The sequence below is a fragment of the Rhizobium sp. BK456 genome (genome assembly GCF_014194045.1).
GTDB lineage: Bacteria > Pseudomonadota > Alphaproteobacteria > Rhizobiales > Rhizobiaceae > Rhizobium > Rhizobium redzepovicii.
Genome location: NZ_JACIAO010000001.1, coordinates 1,034,246 through 1,051,748, shown reverse-complemented (window position 1 = coordinate 1,051,748; position 17,503 = coordinate 1,034,246). Strand labels below are relative to the sequence as shown.

The following is a 17,503-nucleotide window of genomic DNA, read 5'->3' as shown; positions in this document are numbered from 1 at the left end:
GCGAGTTTGACTTACTTTTCGCGAAGTATCATCAGCGCGGGTTCGAGAGTTTCATGGGCATCAGGTCGACATCGGTTTCGGATGCCGTTGCTGCGCTGGACGAGCGCTCCAGGGAAATTTTTCGCCGCATCGTCGAGGGCTATCTGGAGAGCGGCGAGCCGCTCGGGTCGCGCAATCTGTCCCGCCTGCTGCCGATGTCGCTGTCGCCGGCCTCGGTGCGCAACGTCATGAGCGATCTCGAGGATCTCGGCCTCATCTATTCGCCGCATATCAGCGCCGGCCGGCTGCCGACCCAGATCGGCCTGCGTTTCTTTGTCGATGCCTTCATGCAGGTCGGCGATCTCTCCGCCGAGGACCGCGCCAGCATCGACCGCCAGGTGCGGGCCGAAAGCGGCGGCAATCCGGTGGAATCGATGATGAACGAGGCGAGCCGCATGCTGTCGGGCATTTCGCGCGGCGCCGGCTTGGTCATCACCTCGAAAAGCGATCCGGTGCTCAAACATGTCGAGTTCATCCGGCTGGAGCCGACAAAGGCGCTGGCCGTGCTCGTCGGCGATCACGACCAGGTGGAAAACCGCATCATCGAGCTGCCGGCGGGCGTTACCTCCTCGCAGCTGGCCGAGGCGGCGAATTTTCTCAATGCCCACATGTCCGGCCAGACCCTGCCGGAGCTGCGCAAACAATTAAGTCAGCTGAAGGATAACGTCCGCCACGAACTCGATGCCCTGTCGCGTGATCTCGTCGAGCGCGGCATCGCCGTCTGGGCCGGCAGCCCCGACGAGGGAAAGCCGGCGCAGCTGATCATCCGCGGCCGCGCCAACCTGCTTGAAGGTCTCGCCGGCGCCGAGGATCTCGACCGGCTGCGGATGCTGTTCGACGACCTCGAAAAGAAAGACAGCCTGATCGAGATCCTCAATCTCGCCGAAACCGGCTCGGGCGTGCGTATCTTTATCGGCTCGGAAAATAAGCTCTTCTCGCTGTCCGGCTCATCGCTCATCGTTGCGCCCTATCGTGACGACGACGATCGCATCGTCGGCGCCGTCGGCGTCATCGGCCCGACGCGGCTCAATTATTCCCGTATCGTGCCGATGGTGGACTACACTGCCCAGCTCGTCTCCCGGCTTTCACGCAATTCGCTTTGACCACTTTGACGAAGACCGCGGAATTTTCGCTTCTTTGTCACGCAGACTTGATTTTTTTCGGTCAAACCTCGATATCGGGCGCATCTGAAGACACCAACCGGAGACCGTCATGACCGATGACACGACGAAAAACGGACCTGACGCAACTGCGGCCGATGCCGCAGCCGACGCTGCCGCCTACGTCGAGAACGATATTGCGCAGGAAGAGGCGCCCCAGCCTGATGCACTCGAGCTTCTGAAAGCCGAAAACGGCGAACTGCGCGACCGCTATCTGCGCCTTGCCGCCGAAATGGATAATCTGCGCCGCCGCACCGAGCGTGAGGTCAAGGACGCCAAGTCCTATTCCGTCGCCGGTTTCGCGCGTGACATGCTCGCCGTCTCGGACAATCTGCGCCGGGCGCTGGATGCCATTCCCGCAGAGGTCAAGGACGCGGCCGATGCCGGCCTGACCACGCTGATCGAGGGCGTCGAGATGACCGAGCGCGCCATGCTGTCGGCGCTCGAGCGCCACGGCGTTCGCAAGCTGGAGCCGGTCGGCCAGAAGTTCGATCCGAATTTCCATCAGGCGATGTTCGAAGTGCCGAACCCGGATGTGCCGAACAACACGGTCGTCCAGGTCGTGCAGGCAGGCTTTTCCATCGGCGAGCGCGTGCTGCGCCCGGCCATGGTCGGCGTCGCCAAGGGCGGTCCGAAGGCCGCCGAAGCCGAAACCAATTCGGTCTTCGACGAGAAGGACGCCTGAACCTTCTCCCTTTGGAGAAGGATGCCGAAATCAGATGCGGGCGAAGCGTTCGATCAAAAGATCGAAGAAGCCGTCCGCATCGACTTGGCGCATGACCTTTGCATTGCGCTTGCGCTCGGTGACATGCCACCAGTCGACGACCGTCATGCCGACGGTGAGTTCGGAGTGGATCTCGATTTCGACATTGCAGTCCCGGCCGTTGAAAAGCTCCGGCTTCAGCAGGTAGGCGATCACGGTCGGGTCATGCAGCGGCCCGCCGTCGGAGCCGTATTTCTCGATATCGAAGCGTTCAAAGAATTCCAGCATCTCGACCATCGCCTTTGCCGGCGCCGTGCCGATCTCGGCCATGCGCTTCACCCGATCCTTGCGGGTCAGCAACTGGTGCGTCACGTCAAGCGGCATCATCACGATCGGAACGCCCGAGCGGAAGACGATATCGGCGGCCTCGGGATCGACGTAAATATTGAATTCGGCTGCCGGCGTGATGTTGCCGCCCTCGAAAAAACCGCCGCCCATCATCACCAATTCGCGGATGCGCGGGGCGATGTCGGGCGCCTTCTGTAAGGCCAGGCCGATATTGGTGAGCGGCCCGAGCGTGCAGAGCGTCACCGTGCCTTCTTCCTCACGCCGCAGCGTCTCGATGATGAAGTCGACGGCATGTCCCGTTTGCAGCGCCATCGTCGGCTCGCTGAGGTGAGGACCGTCGAGGCCGGTCTTGCCGTGTACATGCTCGGCGGTCACCAGCTTGCGGGCGATCGGCGCGTCGGCGCCGGCAAAGACCTTCGTCTCCGTCTGGCCGCAGAGTTCACACACGATGCGCGCATTGCGGCTGGTCAGCGAAAGCGGCACGTTGCCGGCGACCGTGGTGATCCCCAGCAACTCCAGCTCGTCGGGACTGCCGAAGGCCAGCATAATGGCGGCCGCGTCGTCCTGGCCGGGATCCGTGTCAATGATGATCTTTCTTGCGCTTGCCATCCGATGCACCGTTTTCTTCATTTCTCGTCACAAATCGGCACATTCTGCGCCGGCCCGTTTTGATGCGAGGCAGCCGCCGCTTTGTCAAGCAAGGAGCCGTCACCACCTCAAAATTGAGGGGTGGTGCCGAGACGTCACCCGCGTCTTGCAGCGCCGGGGTGCTGTCCCCATATTAGCGGCATCCGGATGCTGCCCTTAAGGTCCGGGATGGTCGCTTGCATCAAGGACTTGAAAAGAGATGAGCCGCATTACCCCTTTCGCCAGCCCGCTGCTTCTGGGCTTCGATGCCATGGAAAAGACGCTGGAGCGCATTTCCAAGGCGAGCGACGGATATCCGCCTTACAATATCGAACGCATCGCCGCCGATAACGGCGCGCCGGAACGTCTGCGCATCACGCTGGCTGTCGCCGGCTTCGGCGAGGAGGAACTCGATGTTTCCATTGAGGAGAACCAGCTTCTGATTCGCGGCCGTCAGGTGGAGCACGGCGAACGGGACTATCTCTATCGCGGCATCGCCGCCCGTCAGTTCCAGCGCACCTTCGTTCTGGCCGACGGCATGCAGGTGCTCGGCGCCGGTCTGAAGAACGGTCTGCTCTCCGTCGATCTAATTCGACCGGAGCCCGCGCGCATGGTCAAGAAAATTAACATTTCGGTCTCACAGTAGCACAACGGTTTGTCGAACCGTTGGTCCCTTCTTCCGGAGGAACAGGAATGTTGATGAAAGAAGCCACGTCTCACTTGACCAAATCCGAGCTTGCCCACATCGGCAGCGGCGAGGTCGCCTATATCAGAAAGATGCGCACCGAAGAGGTCGCCAAGTGTTTTCCCGAGGCGCCGGATATCGATCCGAACGTCGATCTCTGGGCACTTTTCGGCGCCGACGGCACGCCGATCCTCTTGACGGACAACCGCTCCAGCACCTTCTTCAAGGCTGCCGAGGATGAATTGAAGACGGTCAGCCTCCACTGACCGTCAAGATAATGCCTGGCGCGTTGTGCTGCTTTTGCGGTGCACTATCGCTTATTCGATTTCGCTGCGGAGGCTGCGTCAGGATAGGCTCATCGTTCGTGCCACACGGCACGCCCGTCACTATTGCCCTTTAGCCGCCGTTGAAACTCAGATCTTCCTGAACGTCAAATAGGCCGAAGACCGGCCCTCGCGTCGCGCCTTGGCCTCGTAGCGTGTGCTCGGCCAGCCCTCATAGGGCGTCAGCCAGTCCGCCGCATTGTCAGCCAGCCAGTTGAAGCCGCCATGGTCGCGGCATTTGAGCAGCGTCCAGTTCACATAGGTGTCGATGTCGGAGGCGAAGCAGAACAGGCCGCCCGGCTTCAGCACGCGGTGAAAGCGGTCGAGATTGGTCTTCGAGACGAAGCGGCGCTTCCAGTGCTTCCGCTTCGGCCAGGGATCGGGATAGAGCAGGTCGATCTGATCGAGCGAAGCGTCCGGCAGCCAGTCGAGCAGTTGCGTCGCGTCGTCATTATAGACGCGAATATTGCGCGCCCCGGTCTCGCCGATGCGCGACAGCAGCTTCTGCATGGAATTGACGAAGGGCTCGACGCCGATGAAGCCGGTCGAAGGCCTCTCGAGTGCGCGGTGGATCAGGTGCTCGCCGCCACCGAAACCGATTTCCAGCCGCAATCTGTCGACCGGAACCGTAAAGAGGGACGTCAGCGGCTCCAGCGGAGCCGCCGAAAGATCGATAAGGAATGCCGGCAGCAGGCTGTTCAGCGTCTCGGCCTGGTGTTCGCGCAGGGCCTTGCCTTTGCGGCGACCGAAGAAGGCTTCAGTCGCCCGGCCGCGGCGTTCCATATCCGTCATGCTTTATCTCAGGCCTTTACGCTTTCCTTGAGCGCCTTGACGAGGTCGGTGCGCTCCCAGGAGAACGAGCCATCGCGGCCGGCCTTGCGGCCGAAATGGCCATAAGCGGAGGTCTTCGCATAGATCGGCTTGTTGAGGTCGAGATGGCGGCGAATGCCCGACGGAGACAGGTCCATATTCTTGCGGATCGCCGCTTCGACCTGATCTTCGCTGACCTTGCCGGTGCCGTGCAGGTCGACATAGATCGACAGCGGCTGGGCGACGCCGATCGCGTAGGAAATCTGGATCGTGCAACGGTCGGCTAGGCCGGCGGCAACGACGTTTTTCGCCAGATAGCGGGCGGCATAGGCAGCCGAACGGTCGACCTTGGTCGTGTCCTTGCCGGAGAATGCGCCGCCGCCATGCGGTGCGGCACCGCCGTAGGTGTCGACGATGATCTTGCGGCCGGTGAGGCCCGCATCGCCGTCCGGTCCGCCGATGACGAACTTGCCGGTCGGGTTGATGTACCACTTGCAGTCGTCAGCGATCTTCAGTTCGCCGAGCGCCTCGCGGATATAAGGCTCGACGACGGCGCGGACCTTCTTCGAATCCCAGCTTTCGTCGAGATGCTGGGTCGAAAGCACGATCGACGTTGCTTCGGACGGCTTGCCGTCGACGTAGCGCACGGTCACCTGGCTCTTGGCGTCGGGGCCGAGCTTGGCGACTTCGCCGTCACCCTTCTTGCGGGCAACCGCGAGCAGCTGCAGGATCTTGTGGGAATAATAGATCGGCGCCGGCATCAAATCCGGCGTTTCCTTGCAGGCGTAACCAAACATGATGCCCTGGTCGCCGGCGCCCTCGTCGCCCTGCTGGTCGGCGGCGCTGTCAACGCCCTGCGCGATGTCGGCCGACTGCGAGTGCAACAGCACATCGATCTTGGCCTTCTTCCAGTGGAAGCCGTCTTGCTCGTAACCGATATCCTTTATGGCGCGGCGGGCAGCGGCCTTGAACTTAGAAGGATTGATGACGTCCTTGCCCTCCTTGTCCTTCTTCATCAGGCTCGGCGGCAGGCGGACTTCGCCGGCGATGACGACACGGTTGGTGGTCGCCAGCGTTTCGCAGGCAATGCGCACGCCCCACGGATTGACGCCTGTTTTGGCCGCTTCGCGGTAGACCAGATCGACGATCTCGTCGGAGATGCGGTCGCAAACCTTGTCAGGATGACCTTCGGCAACAGATTCGCTGGTAAAGAGATAATTCGCGCGCATTCCGGGATTCCCCTCAAAGAATAAAAGCTAGCTAGTAGGTACTCAGTTCGAGGCCCGATGACAAGCGCAGAAGGACATAAATATATCTTTATATCTGCGGCAAAGTGACAAATTTTGCCCCAAAAACGCAAAAAAGCGGCCTTTCGACCGCCTTTGGGATTCAGCGATTGGTGTGGCTCAGTCGGAGTCGGCCTCGGCTGCCAGAGCCTTCACCAGCTCCACGACCTTGCGGCGAACCTTCGGATCGGAAATCTTGACGAAGGCGCGGTTGAGCTGCAGGCCTTCGGAAGAGGAGAGGAAATCGACGACGTAATTCGAGCTGGAGGCTTCGGCCATGCCGCCGCCGGCGCCTGCATGTTCGCCGGGTGCGTCCTCGAAGAAAAAGGAAACCGGAACATTGAGGATGTTCGAGATGTTCTGCAGACGGCTTGCGCCGACGCGGTTGGTGCCCTTTTCGTATTTCTGGATCTGCTGGAATGTGATGCCGAGGCTTTCGCCAAGTTTTTCCTGGCTCATGCCCAGCATTGTTCGGCGAAGACGAATACGGCTGCCAACGTGGATGTCGATCGGATTCGGCTTCTTTTTGTTTTCAATCATGGTCGTGCCCTAGCTAAGAATTTCAACCTGTTTAACCGGCATGCCCCTGATCCATCCCAAACGCCACGTTGCAAGCGGTGAGAACCCACCTTTGAACATACGTCCGGAACGCCGATTGTCATCACTATGCAATTTTAGGGGTTTTTGGTCAATTCAACCCGGAAATAAAACCTCTACGAGAAACCAGCGCAATCAAAATGAGCAGCGCCTCGGTCAACCAGAAGTATGTTTGCCGGGGGAATGCCGTCCCCGCTTCTACGCCTAACCTATCAAGAGTTGCATCAATAAAGCCGGTTTGTTCGAGATCGAGGCCGGCAATAATTTCCCCCTGTGCATTCACAATTGCTGAAATACCGCTGTTGGCGTCGCGAATCAGCGGCAGTCCGGTTTCAACAGCTCGCACCCGCGCCTGTTGGAAGTGCTGATAGGGGCCTGGCGTCGCACCGAACCAGGCATCATTGGTGATATTGAGGATCGCATTGGCGTCTTCGATGTCGCCGGTCATTTCATCGGGGAAAATGATCTCGTAGCAAATCAGCGGATAAAGATTGAGCCCGCCGGGCAGCGCCAGCAGGTGCCGGCTCACTGCTGCCGAAAACCCTCCCGGCATTTCGACGACGTTCTGGATGCCGAATTCGGTGAGCAGGTCCTCGAAGGGCAGGTATTCGCCGAACGGCACCAGATGCACCTTGTCGGAGGCGGCGATGATCTGGCCGCGGCCGTCGATCACATAGATGGAATTATAGTAGCGCGTCGGCGTGCCGGGCCCCATCTCCTCGGCGCGCACGGCTCCGGCGATCAGGATCTGGTTGTCGTCGAGCGTATCGGCGATCCGCGTCAGCGCATCCTGATTGTCGGTCAGTATGAAGGGGATGGAGGTTTCCGGCCAGACGATAATGTCGGGCTTGCGCCCGCCATTTCTCGGTGCTTCGGCCGACAGCTTCAGATGCGTCTCGAAGATCGCATTGCGATCGGCGTCGTTGTCCATCTTTGCCGCCTGGTCGATATCAGGCTGCACCAGCCGCACCACCGGCCGCTTATCTTCAGGCAAGGCTTCGGTCCGCGGCGCGACATAGAGGGCATAAGCGCCATAACTGAGATGGGCGGCAAATAGCAGGACGGCGAGCGCGATGCCGGTGCGTGCGCCTTGCCGGGTGCCGACAAGGGCCGGCGCGGAAAAGACGAATACGGCAAGGGTAGTCACCCCCATCGCCCCGATCACATGCGCCGACTGCATCATCAGTGGAACCGGCATCATGCCATAGCCGATGGCGTTCCAGGGAAAGCCAGTCAGAACAACGCTTCGCAGCCATTCCATCAGCCCGAAGCCGGCCGCCAGTGCGGCGATCCGTCCCATGCCGTCGGACCAGAAGATGCGGGCAAGGGCCACCGCCAGCCCGTAGAAAATCGCCAGACAAGCCGGCAGCCCGAGAATGGCGAGTGGCAGCGCCCAGGCGAATTCCTCCTGATCGACCAGCAGCGCATGGCCGAGCCACCACAGGCCGGCGACGAAATAGCCGAAGCCGAACAGCCAGCCGGTGGCAAATGCCGGCCACAGCCTGCCGATGAGGCCGCTGTCAGGCGAAGCCGCGGCCCCGTCGATCAGCCAGGCGAGCAGCGTGAAGGAGACGAACATTGCCGCGAAGAAGCCGAAGGGTGGCAGCGCCAGCACGGCGAATGCTCCGGCGGCAATGGCCAGCAGCGACCGTTTGAAACCCCAGACGAGGATAACCCTGTCCGCAAGCCGCTCCATGCGCACTCCCATCAAACCGCGAATCAACCCATGCGCAGTCTTTCAAAAAAGCGGCTCTTTGTCCTGTTAATGAAGATCGCCCGGAACCGCGCAGCGGGTTCCGGGACAGCACTAATTGGCGGTTGATTCCGCCGGCCGGTCGTCGCCGGCGTCGGAGCCGGGGGGAATGTCGCCATCCACCTTGGCGCGGCGGCGGATCGCATGGCGCTTGCGGGTGATGCGCAGCCGCTTGATGCGGCGCGGATCGGCGTCGAGGATGTGGAATTCGAAGCCCGGCAGCGCCTGCACGACCTCGCCGCGCACCGGGATGCGGCCGAGTGCGGAGAAGATCAGGCCGCCCAGCGTATCGACCTCGTCGACCTGCTCGCTGATGTCGAAATCCGGCCCGATCGCCGCGGCGATCTCTTCCAGTTCGACGCGGGCGTCGGCAATGAAGACGTCTTCGGCAACCCGCTTGAACATCACCTCTTCGTCGTCGTGTTCGTCGTCGATGTCGCCGACCACCATTTCGACGATGTCCTCATGCGAGGCGAGCCCGTCGGTGCCGCCATATTCGTCGATGACCAGCGCCATCTGCGTGCGGTTCACCTGCATGCGGCGCAACAGGTCCGAGGCCAGCATCGACGGCGGCACGAACAGGATCTTGCGGATGATGCCGGCTTCCGTCAGCGTCTTCTGCAAGTCGACGCGGGCGAGATCCAAATTCGGCTTGGCCGGCCGCGTGGTCTTCTGGATATTCTCGGGCGCGACCTCGATCGCCGGCAGCGCCGGCAGGGCTGCGGCCGGTTTCGCCGGGCCGCGGCGCTTGTTGCGCGCCTGCTTGGCGACATAGGAGAGCAGATCGCGGATATGCACCATGCCGCGCGGATCGTCGAGCGTGTCGGCATAGACGGGCATGCGCGAGCGGCCGGATTCCTCGAACAGGATCATCAGCTCGCCGATGGTGATGTTCTGGTCGACCGCCTCGATATCGGCGCGCGGCACCATCACGTCGGCGACGCGCACCTCGCGAAAGCGCAGAATGTTATGCAGCATTGCCCGTTCGTCGGGTGAAAATGCGTCATCGCCGGCCGCATCGGTCATCAGCGCGTCGGCAAGATCCTCGCGCAGCCGCGAGCCCTGCTGCGGGCGAAGGATGCGCGCGGCGCGCGACCAGAAGGATTGGGATCGGCCGGATGGCCGACTACTACTGCCCGCCTCGTCGGAAGAGGAGGATGGCTCGGAGTCCTTGGCGTCTGCCGCCGGCTTCGTCGTAAAGTCGCTCATGGTTCCATTTTAAGGTCTTGACCCTCGTAAGGATCAGATAGGCCGAGCTGCGCCAAAATGCGAGTCTCCAGCCCCTCCATAATTTCGGCTTCATCACTATTCATATGGTCGTAGCCGAGAAGATGCAAGAAACCGTGCACCAGAAGATGGGTCAGGTGGTCATCGAAACTCTTTTCGAGCTCGATGGTTTCCCGCTCCACGGTCTCCCGGGCGATGATGATGTCGCCGAGCATCGGACCGGGCATTTTACCGGGCCGAACCGGAAAGGCTGGAAAGGAGAGCACGTTGGTCGCCTTGTCCTTCCCCCGCCATTCGGCGTTGATGTCCTGGATCGAGGCGTCGTCGGTGAAGACAAGCGAGACCTCGGGCGGCATCGTCGGGAAGGGCTGCTTCTCGCTGTCGCGGAGATAGACCACGGCGGCGCCGAGCACGCGCTCGCAAAAGGACAGCAGCGTCTCCTCGCCCGGCCAGCCGATGTCGTCGACGCTGATCTGGATGTCGAGTTCTGCCATCAGTCCTGCCGGCTGACCGCTTCGGCTTCGGCATAGGTGGAATCATAGGCCCTGACGATGCGCCCGACCAGCGGATGGCGGACGACGTCGGTATCCTTGAAGCGCACGATCGAGATGCCCTCGACACCGTTGAGAAGCTGCAGCGCCTCGACGAGGCCGGATTTGACGCCGCGCGGCAGGTCGATCTGGCTCGGGTCGCCGGTGACGATCATCCGCGCATTCTCGCCGAGACGCGTCAGGAACATCTTCATCTGCATCGATGTCGTGTTCTGTGCTTCGTCGAGGATGATGGCGGCGTTGGCAAGCGTGCGGCCGCGCATGAAGGCGAGCGGCGCGATTTCGATGACGCCGGCGGTGATCGCCCGGTCGACCTTGTCGGCGGGAATCATGTCATAGAGCGCGTCATAGAGCGGGCGAAGATAGGGATCGACCTTTTCCTTCATGTCGCCGGGCAAGAATCCGAGGCGCTCGCCCGCTTCGACGGCCGGGCGCGACAGGATGATCTTTTCGACCGCGCCGCGCTCCAGCAGTTGGGCAGCGTGGGCGACGGCGAGATAGGTCTTGCCGGTGCCGGCCGGGCCGACGCCGAAGACCAGCTCGGCCCGCTCCAGCGCCCGGATATAGGCGTCCTGTGTCGGCGTGCGAGCGATGATCGTCTTCTTGCGGGTGGAAACCTGCGCCATCGTCAGCTTGGCCTTGCGCTCCATGGTGGGAAGGCTGAGCTGATCGTCGGCGGCGACCGCCATGCGGATTGCGCCCTCGACGTCGGATCGTTCCACGCTGCCGCCTTTCTGAAGTTTTTCATAGAGATAGTCGAGCGTGCGCCGCGCCTGGTTGGTGGTCACGACATCGCCTGTGATGACGACCGAATTGCCGCGGGCCCGCGCATCGATGTTGAGCCGTTCCTCGAGCAGCTTGAGGTTCTGATCGAATTGACCGAAGAGCTCGCTGGCGAAGCGGTTGTTCTCGAACGTCAGGACGAAGTGATTGGTATCGCTCGGCGTGCGGGGGTGGCGCGGTGAAGAAGAAACCAATTCTTGTCCGTTCAAGCGGTCGGGCTCCTTGAGTTAAACCGCAGCCTCTGCGCGTTCGGCAAACAGGCTGTTGTTTCCGGTTCCTGTGATTCGCACTTTAATAATGTCACCGATTTGCGATGCTTTTGCATCAACATTCACGGATTGAAGCCAGGGAGAACGTCCGATCAGCTGTTCCGGCATGCGACCGGGCTTTTCCAGCAACAGGTCGATCTCTTTGCCGACGCAGGATTCGGCAAATTCCTGCTGCTGCTTCACGAGAAGCGCTTGCAGGCGTTCCAGCCGTTCTGCCTTGATCTCTTCCGGCACCTGGTCCTTCAGTTCCGCGCCGGGGGTGCCCGGCCGTGTCGAGTATTTGAACGAGAAGGCCTGCGCATAGCGCACCTTCTTCACAAGTTCTAATGTATCCTCAAAATCTTCGTCTGTCTCCCCCGGAAAGCCGGTAATGAAATCGCCGGACAGGGCGATGTCGGGCCGCACCGTGCGAATGCGTTCGATCAGCGAGAGATATTCGGCCGCTGTATGGCGCCGGTTCATCGCCTTCAGGATACGGTCGGAGCCCGATTGCACCGGCAGGTGCAGATAGGGCATCAGCGCCCGAAGATCGCGATGGGCGTCGATCAGCCGGTCGTCCATGTCGCGGGGATGGCTGGTGGTGTAGCGCAGCCGCGCAAGGCCGGGGATCTCGGCAAGCCGGTAGAGCAGGTCGCCGAGGCTCCACGCCTCGCCCCTCGGCCCGGCGCCGTGCCAGGCATTGACGTTCTGCCCGAGCAGGGTGATCTCGCGCACGCCGCCTTCGACCAGCTTTTCGGCTTCCTCGACGATCTGGGCAACCGGCCGCGACACTTCCGAGCCGCGCGTATAGGGCACGACGCAGAAGGTGCAGAATTTGTCGCAGCCCTCCTGCACCGTCAGGAAGGCGGTGACGCCGCGGGCTCGGATCTTCCGGCTCTCGGCGATCGGCAGATGCTCGAACTTGTCCTCGACCGCATATTCCGTATCGACGACGCGCTGGCCCTGCTTGGCCCGGCGCAGCGCCTCCGGCAGGCGGTGATAGGTCTGCGGGCCGATGACGACGTCGACGGCGGGCGCCCGGCGCAGGATCTCCTCGCCTTCGGCCTGGGCGACGCAGCCGGCAACGCCGATCATCATCTCCCGTCCGTCCGCCGCCTTCTTCTTTTTCATGTCGCGCAGCCGCCCGAGCGCCGAATAGACCTTCTCGGCCGCCTTCTCTCTGATATGGCAGGTGTTGAGCAGAACGAGGTCCGCCTCTTCCATATCCTCAGTCGGTTCGTAACCGTCGCGGGCGAGCGCATCGCTCATGCGCGTGGAATCATAGACGTTCATCTGGCAGCCATAGGTCTTGATGAATACCTTGCGGCTGTTGGAACCGTCGCGGCGTGTCGGCTCCGGAGCCTGGAGAAGGGCGCTGTCCTGTGTCATGGCGCGCTATTTAGTGGTTTTTGCCGCCTGAGAAAATCGAAATCTTCTTTTAGGAGATTTCGCGCCCGCGCAGGCGGCTGTTCAACAGGTTGCGGATGCGTGAGGCGATGGTCGCGCTCACTTCCTTGCGATTGGTGTCGGCGCGGTATTCCACCGCCTCGCCGAAGGAAACCTCTGCGTCGATCGCGCCGCATCGCACGATATCGATCAGGTGCGGCAAGAGCTCGGTATCCCCCGGCCAGGCGGCGAGCGGCCGGTGATAGCGGCCCATGGCGATGCCGTGCACCCTGGTATAGGCAACCGCCACCGGCTGCACCACCACGGTTCCTGTGGGCGAAGCGGGCACGGCCATGGCGGCAGCGCCGAACAGCGAGGACTTGACCTCCAGCAGCCGGTTGCCGTCCGAGGTCGTGCCCTCTGGGAAGAGCACGACGATTTCGCCATCGGCCATCCGCCCGGCGATCTCGTTTGCCTGATGGCCGGTCTTGCGCCTCTCCTCGCGTACGACGAAGACGCTCTTCTGCAGCTTGGCGAGCGTGCCGAAGATCGGCCATTCGGCCACCTCGATCTTGGCGATGAAGGCAACGTCGGCAACCGCCGACAGCACCATGATATCCATCCAGGAGGAATGATTGGAGCAGAGCATCAGCGGCCGGCGCTCTTCCAGCTGGCCGGTGACGCGGACGCGGATGCCGAGACAATAGCAGATGATACGGTGCCAGACGCGCGGCAGCCGGCGCCGCAGCCGCCAGTCGAAACGGAGGGCGAGCAGTTGCAGCGGCACGAGCACGATGCTGACGGTCAGGATGACGACCGCAGCACAGGCAATGCGCAGCCAGGCGATCAAATGCTGGTCTCCCCGGCGGCCATTGCTTCAGAGGTCTTCCTTCTTCAGCGGAACGCCGTAGAGTTCCAGCCGGTGGTCGACCAGTTTGAAGCCGTGCTCGCGGGCGATGCGCTCCTGCAGCGCCTCGATCTCCGGCGAGCGGAATTCGATCACCGTGCCGGTTTTCAGGTCGATCAGGTGGTCGTGATGCTCTTCCGGCACCGTTTCGTAGCGCGAGCGCCCGTCGCGGAAGTCGTGGCGGGCGATGATGCCGGCATCCTCGAACAGTTTCACGGTGCGGTAGACGGTCGAGATCGAGATCTTCGCATCGACCTTCACCGAGCGGCGATAGAGTTCTTCGACATCGGGATGGTCTTCCGAGTCTTCGAGAATGCGCGCGATCACGCGGCGCTGCTCGGTCATGCGCATGCCGCGTTCGGTGCAAAGCTCCTCAAGGGTCTTGGCTACATCAGGCATGGCCCGCCTTCAAAAGATATTCGTCTTGCGACAATGCCGAAGGGCTTTGGCGCCGATCAGCATGTCATCTCTCTGTCAGGGAACTAGCGAAGAACGCGCTTCATGACAAGCGCCGTGGAGAGAGCGCCGTTTTCCTGCTTGTAATAACCCTTGCGTTCCCCGACCTTTTCGAAGCCGAGCTTGCGATAGAGGCCAAGCGCTGCCGTATTGCCGTCGTCGACTTCGAGAAACATGCTCTCGCCGCCGCGTGCGCGTGCTTCCCGCATCGCTGCCTGCATCAGTCGCCAGCCGAGCCCGGCGCGAGCGACCTTCGCCTGCACGGCGATCGTCAGGATCTCCGCCTCGCCGGCGACATGGCGGGCGAGGATGAAGCCGGGAAGCGGCTTTTTCAGGATGGCATTGGTCTGGCGGGCGACGAAGCCGAACACGGTGTCCTGCATCAGCAACCCGTGAAATTCACCATCGCCCCAGGGCCGGGCAAAACGTTCGCCGTGCAGGACGGCGACATCGCGGCAATCCTCGCGCTCCATGGCGATGATCTCGAATTCCGGCTTCAGCGTCAGATAGGCTTCCAGCATCGTCATACTCGTCGGGCAATCGCATACCCGGCCTGCGGCTTGGCATCGGGTCCGCGCAGATAAAGGGGCTTCGGCTTTCCGGCATCGGGGGAGGCGGCAGCACCGAGGCGCGCCACGACGGAGATCGGGAAATTGTTGCTGTGATCGCCATGGGCGTCCGCCTTCAGCAGCGGCGTTGCCGATCCGGTGATCTCGCCGTCGAAGCCTGCGGCAAAAGCCTGCGCTTGCGCCACGCTTAACGCCCGTGGCGCGTCGAGGGGCGAACCATCCGATGAAAAGGACTGGAGGTAGATTTCGTCCCGCTTGGCATCCATCGCTGCCAGCACGGCGCGGCCGGGCGTTTTTTCGCGCTGGGCTGATGCCATGACCTCGAGCGTGGTGACGCCGACGGCGGGCACATTGAGGGAAAGCGCAAAACCGCGGGCTGCGGCAACGCCGACCCGGATACCGGTAAACGAGCCGGGGCCGATGGCGACGGCAATGCGGTCGATATCGGAAAGCGCCATATGAGCCTGATCGAGCGCGCGATCGACGATACCGATCAGATGTTCAGCATGCCCCTTGCCGATCATGTCCGATGCCTCCCCCAGCATCGTATTCCTGCCGCTGTCGTAAACGGCGGCAGCGCAGTCTACACCTGCCGTGTCGAGCGCCAGAACAATCATGCCATCAATTTCCGAAAAATCTATTGTCGCCTGATCATAAATTCGTCTGGCCGAACCACAGATGAACGGCCGGACGAACGCCAGAATTTTTAAGCGGCAATCACTTCCTGCACTTCCGGAACGAAATGGCGCAGCAGGTTCTGGACGCCATGCTTCAACGTCGCCGTCGAAGAGGGGCAGCCGGCGCAGGAACCCTTCATGTTCAGATAGACCTTGCCGTCCTTGAAGCCGCGGAAGGTGATGTCGCCGCCGTCCTGGGCAACGGCGGGGCGCACGCGGGTCTCCAGAAGCTCCTTGATGGTCAGCACGATCGACTCGTCGCCTTCGTCAAAAAACTCGTCGCCGGCGTCAACGTCTTCGGAGAGGATGGAAGCATCGCCCATGACAGGCTTGCCCGACATGAAATGCTCCATGATCGAGCCCAAAATAGCCGGCTTAAGATGCTGCCATTCGGCATCGTCCTTGGAGACGGAAATGAAATCATAGCCGAAATAGACACTGGTCACACCCGGTATTTCGAACAGGCGGGCAGCGAGCGGCGAAGCTTCGGCCTCCTCGGCACTGCGGAACTCGGCCGTGCCGCTTTCCATCACCACCTTGCCCGGCAGGAACTTCTGCGTGGCGGGGTTTGGCGTGGCTTCGGTCTGAATGAACATCTGGGTCTCCATGCGGCCGGCCCATGCCTCGCCGTCTTTAGAATTCTTCAAAAGAAGATAAGCCGATTGCCGGTGCCATTCAAGAGATTTTTACTCAAGAAATTGTCAGCAGAGGGCGTCGATTTCCTCATTGGTCAGCGTATCTGGCAGCACGGTGACCGGGATCGGAAACGCCGCCGCGCGGCCGGCGATCGACGAAACCAGTGGTCCCGGGCCTTCCTTCGCCGAACCGGCGGCCAGAACGAGGATCGCCACATCGCGGTCGTCCTCGATCACGGCGTTGATTTGTTCGGCCGCACCACCTTCGCGGATGACGATCTCCGGCTCGATGCCGATCGTCTCGCGCACGATCTGGGCGATCTTGGCAACGACCGCCTCGGCCTCCTCGCGCGCCTCGGCCCGCATGATCGCCTCGACGCCGAGCCATTGCTGGAAATCCCCGTCGGGAATGACGTAGAGCAGCACCAGCCCGCCATTGGAATTCTTCGCGCGCCGGCCGGCATAATGAACGGCGCGCTGGCATTCGGGTGTACCGTCGATCACCGCCATGAATTTGCGGCGATGACCTTCGAGCCGTGAGAGTCGCTTCGATACCATGGCGCGGACTCTGACACCCGAAGCGGAAAATTTGCAAGCCCAGTTTTTTTCCTCTTCTCCTCCACGTGGGAGAAGAAGAGATCACTCTCAGTAAAGGAAGCCGATCACATCGCGGACTTGGCGCATCGTCACCTCGGCGCGGGCCCTGGCCCGTTCGCCGCCCCTGCGCAGGATGGCGTCGATATGGCTGGTGTCGTCCATCAGCCGGCGCATTTCGCCGGTGATCGGCGCCAGCACGTGGATCGCCAAATCGACCAGCGCCGGCTTGAAGACGGAGAACTGCTGGCCGCCGAATTCGGCCAGCACGGCCGCCTTCGATTTATCGGCAAGCGCCGCATAGATCGCCACCAGATTGTCGGCTTCCGGCCGGCCCTGCAGACCTTCCACCTCGCTCGGCAAGCCGTCCGGATCGGTCTTTGCCTTGCGGATCTTCTTCGAGATCGCCTCCTCGTCATCCATCAGGTTAATGCGCGAGAGGTCGGAAGGGTCGGATTTCGACATTTTCTTGGTGCCGTCGCGCAGCGACATGACCCGCGGGGCCGGTCCGCCGATCAGCGGCTCGACCATCGGGAAATAGGCATGCACCGGCTCGTTGCCGACGGTGATGTCGACACCGTAACCGGTCTTGCGAATATGCTCGGCATAATCGAGGTTGAACTTCATCGCTATATCGCGGGCAAGTTCCAGATGCTGCTTCTGATCCTCACCGACCGGCACATGGGTGGCGCGATAGACGAGAATATCGGCGGCCATCAGGCTCGGATACGCGTATAGGCCGAGCGAGGCCTGCTCGCGGTCCTTGCCGGCCTTGTCCTTGAACTGCGTCATGCGATTCATCCAGCCGATGCGGGCGACGCAATTGAAGATCCAGGCAAGTTCGGCATGCTGTGGCACGGCCGACTGGTTGAAGACGATATGTTTTTCCGGATCGATGCCGGCGGCGATGAAGGCGGCGGCGATCGAGCGAGTCTGGCTCTGCATGTCTTCATGCACGAGCTGGGCGGTGAGCGCATGCATGTCAACGACGCAGTAGATGCAGTCATTGCCCTCCTGCAGCGCCACGAAGCGGCGGATCGCGCCGAGATAATTGCCGAGATGCAGATTGCCGGTCGGCTGCACGCCGGAGAATACGAGTTTCTTGAATTCGCTCATGTCGTCCTCAATAGGCTGGTGGA

Annotated in this window: 20 protein-coding genes; 4 read left to right on the top strand and 16 right to left on the bottom strand. The window is 61.6% G+C overall.

The annotated features are described in order from the left end of the window. Positions 1-53 precede the first annotated feature (53 nt). Entirely contained in the window at positions 54-1,142 is a 1,089-nt protein-coding gene (gene hrcA / locus FHX03_RS05520; protein ID WP_183779129.1) for a heat-inducible transcriptional repressor HrcA, read from the top strand. 109 nt (positions 1,143-1,251) lie between these two features. Beyond that, positions 1,252-1,884 (top strand): nucleotide exchange factor GrpE, encoded by a 633-nt coding sequence (gene grpE, locus FHX03_RS05515; protein ID WP_054182041.1) that lies wholly within the window; start codon positions 1,252-1,254, stop codon positions 1,882-1,884. A gap of 30 nt (positions 1,885-1,914) precedes the next feature. On the opposite strand, the gene FHX03_RS05510 is transcribed toward grpE, so the two are convergent. After that, positions 1,915-2,859 carry a nucleoside hydrolase gene (locus FHX03_RS05510; protein WP_097624844.1) on the bottom strand — a complete coding sequence of 315 codons (945 nt, stop codon included), beginning with the start codon at positions 2,857-2,859 and terminating at the stop codon, positions 1,915-1,917. A gap of 238 nt (positions 2,860-3,097) precedes the next feature. Between FHX03_RS05510 and FHX03_RS05505 the strand changes: the two genes are divergently transcribed. Together FHX03_RS05505 and FHX03_RS05500 are read left to right on the top strand one after the other, a co-directional pair. Further along, positions 3,098-3,523, top strand: coding sequence for an Hsp20 family protein (locus tag FHX03_RS05505; RefSeq protein ID WP_097624647.1), 426 nt, complete (start codon positions 3,098-3,100; stop codon positions 3,521-3,523). A 47-nt stretch (positions 3,524-3,570) separates the two neighbouring features. Next, positions 3,571-3,828 carry a DUF1150 family protein gene (locus FHX03_RS05500; protein WP_003570822.1) on the top strand — a complete coding sequence of 86 codons (258 nt, stop codon included), beginning with the start codon at positions 3,571-3,573 and terminating at the stop codon, positions 3,826-3,828. Between the two features lie 147 nt (positions 3,829-3,975). On the opposite strand, the gene FHX03_RS05495 is transcribed toward FHX03_RS05500, so the two are convergent. From FHX03_RS05495 to trpS, 15 genes are all read right to left on the bottom strand, one after another. Continuing rightward, positions 3,976-4,677, bottom strand: coding sequence for a tRNA (guanine(46)-N(7))-methyltransferase TrmB (locus FHX03_RS05495; RefSeq protein ID WP_097624648.1), 702 nt, complete (start codon positions 4,675-4,677; stop codon positions 3,976-3,978). Between the two features lie 8 nt (positions 4,678-4,685). Continuing rightward, complete coding sequence (gene metK, locus FHX03_RS05490) at positions 4,686-5,924, bottom strand: methionine adenosyltransferase (protein WP_097624649.1); 1,239 nt, start codon at positions 5,922-5,924, stop codon at positions 4,686-4,688. A gap of 177 nt (positions 5,925-6,101) precedes the next feature. Continuing rightward, positions 6,102-6,521 (bottom strand): helix-turn-helix domain-containing protein, encoded by a 420-nt coding sequence (locus FHX03_RS05485; RefSeq protein WP_003589003.1) that lies wholly within the window; start codon positions 6,519-6,521, stop codon positions 6,102-6,104. A 148-nt stretch (positions 6,522-6,669) separates the two neighbouring features. Then, the gene (gene lnt / locus FHX03_RS05480) at positions 6,670-8,274 is read right to left on the bottom strand and encodes an apolipoprotein N-acyltransferase (protein ID WP_183852838.1); all 1,605 of its coding nucleotides are present in this window, start codon (positions 8,272-8,274) and stop codon (positions 6,670-6,672) included. Positions 8,275-8,385: 111 nt separating this feature from the next. Beyond that, on the bottom strand, positions 8,386-9,540 hold the full coding sequence (locus FHX03_RS05475; RefSeq protein WP_097624650.1) for a hemolysin family protein: 1,155 nt from the start codon (positions 9,538-9,540) through the stop codon (positions 8,386-8,388). Beyond that, positions 9,537-10,052 (bottom strand): rRNA maturation RNase YbeY, encoded by a 516-nt coding sequence (gene ybeY / locus FHX03_RS05470; RefSeq protein ID WP_183779139.1) that lies wholly within the window; start codon positions 10,050-10,052, stop codon positions 9,537-9,539. The genes FHX03_RS05475 and ybeY overlap by 4 nt, the downstream gene beginning before the upstream one ends. Beyond that, positions 10,052-11,101: a PhoH family protein gene (locus FHX03_RS05465; protein ID WP_088940002.1), complete on the bottom strand. Its 1,050-nt coding sequence runs from the start codon at positions 11,099-11,101 to the stop codon at positions 10,052-10,054. Before FHX03_RS05465 ends, ybeY begins: the two co-directional genes overlap by 1 nt. Positions 11,102-11,119: 18 nt before the next feature. Next, complete coding sequence (gene miaB, locus FHX03_RS05460; RefSeq protein WP_097624652.1) at positions 11,120-12,529, bottom strand: tRNA (N6-isopentenyl adenosine(37)-C2)-methylthiotransferase MiaB; 1,410 nt, start codon at positions 12,527-12,529, stop codon at positions 11,120-11,122. A gap of 49 nt (positions 12,530-12,578) precedes the next feature. Further along, positions 12,579-13,376, bottom strand: coding sequence for a lysophospholipid acyltransferase family protein (locus FHX03_RS05455; RefSeq protein ID WP_183852836.1), 798 nt, complete (start codon positions 13,374-13,376; stop codon positions 12,579-12,581). Positions 13,377-13,403: 27 nt separating this feature from the next. Beyond that, positions 13,404-13,832 (bottom strand): Fur family transcriptional regulator, encoded by a 429-nt coding sequence (locus FHX03_RS05450; RefSeq protein ID WP_012556376.1) that lies wholly within the window; start codon positions 13,830-13,832, stop codon positions 13,404-13,406. Positions 13,833-13,915: 83 nt separating this feature from the next. Beyond that, on the bottom strand, positions 13,916-14,416 hold the full coding sequence (locus FHX03_RS05445) for a GNAT family N-acetyltransferase (RefSeq protein WP_003570810.1): 501 nt from the start codon (positions 14,414-14,416) through the stop codon (positions 13,916-13,918). Next, positions 14,413-15,075, bottom strand: a complete 663-nt coding sequence (tsaB, locus tag FHX03_RS05440) for a tRNA (adenosine(37)-N6)-threonylcarbamoyltransferase complex dimerization subunit type 1 TsaB (RefSeq protein ID WP_097624654.1) — start codon at positions 15,073-15,075, stop codon at positions 14,413-14,415. The genes FHX03_RS05445 and tsaB overlap by 4 nt, the downstream gene beginning before the upstream one ends. A gap of 89 nt (positions 15,076-15,164) precedes the next feature. Further along, positions 15,165-15,731, bottom strand: coding sequence for a NifU family protein (locus FHX03_RS05435; protein ID WP_183779141.1), 567 nt, complete (start codon positions 15,729-15,731; stop codon positions 15,165-15,167). Positions 15,732-15,836: 105 nt separating this feature from the next. Further along, on the bottom strand, positions 15,837-16,328 hold the full coding sequence (locus FHX03_RS05430; protein WP_003583845.1) for a universal stress protein: 492 nt from the start codon (positions 16,326-16,328) through the stop codon (positions 15,837-15,839). Between the two features lie 87 nt (positions 16,329-16,415). Then, positions 16,416-17,480, bottom strand: a complete 1,065-nt coding sequence (gene trpS / locus FHX03_RS05425; protein WP_183779143.1) for a tryptophan--tRNA ligase — start codon at positions 17,478-17,480, stop codon at positions 16,416-16,418. Positions 17,481-17,503: the final 23 nt, after the last annotated feature.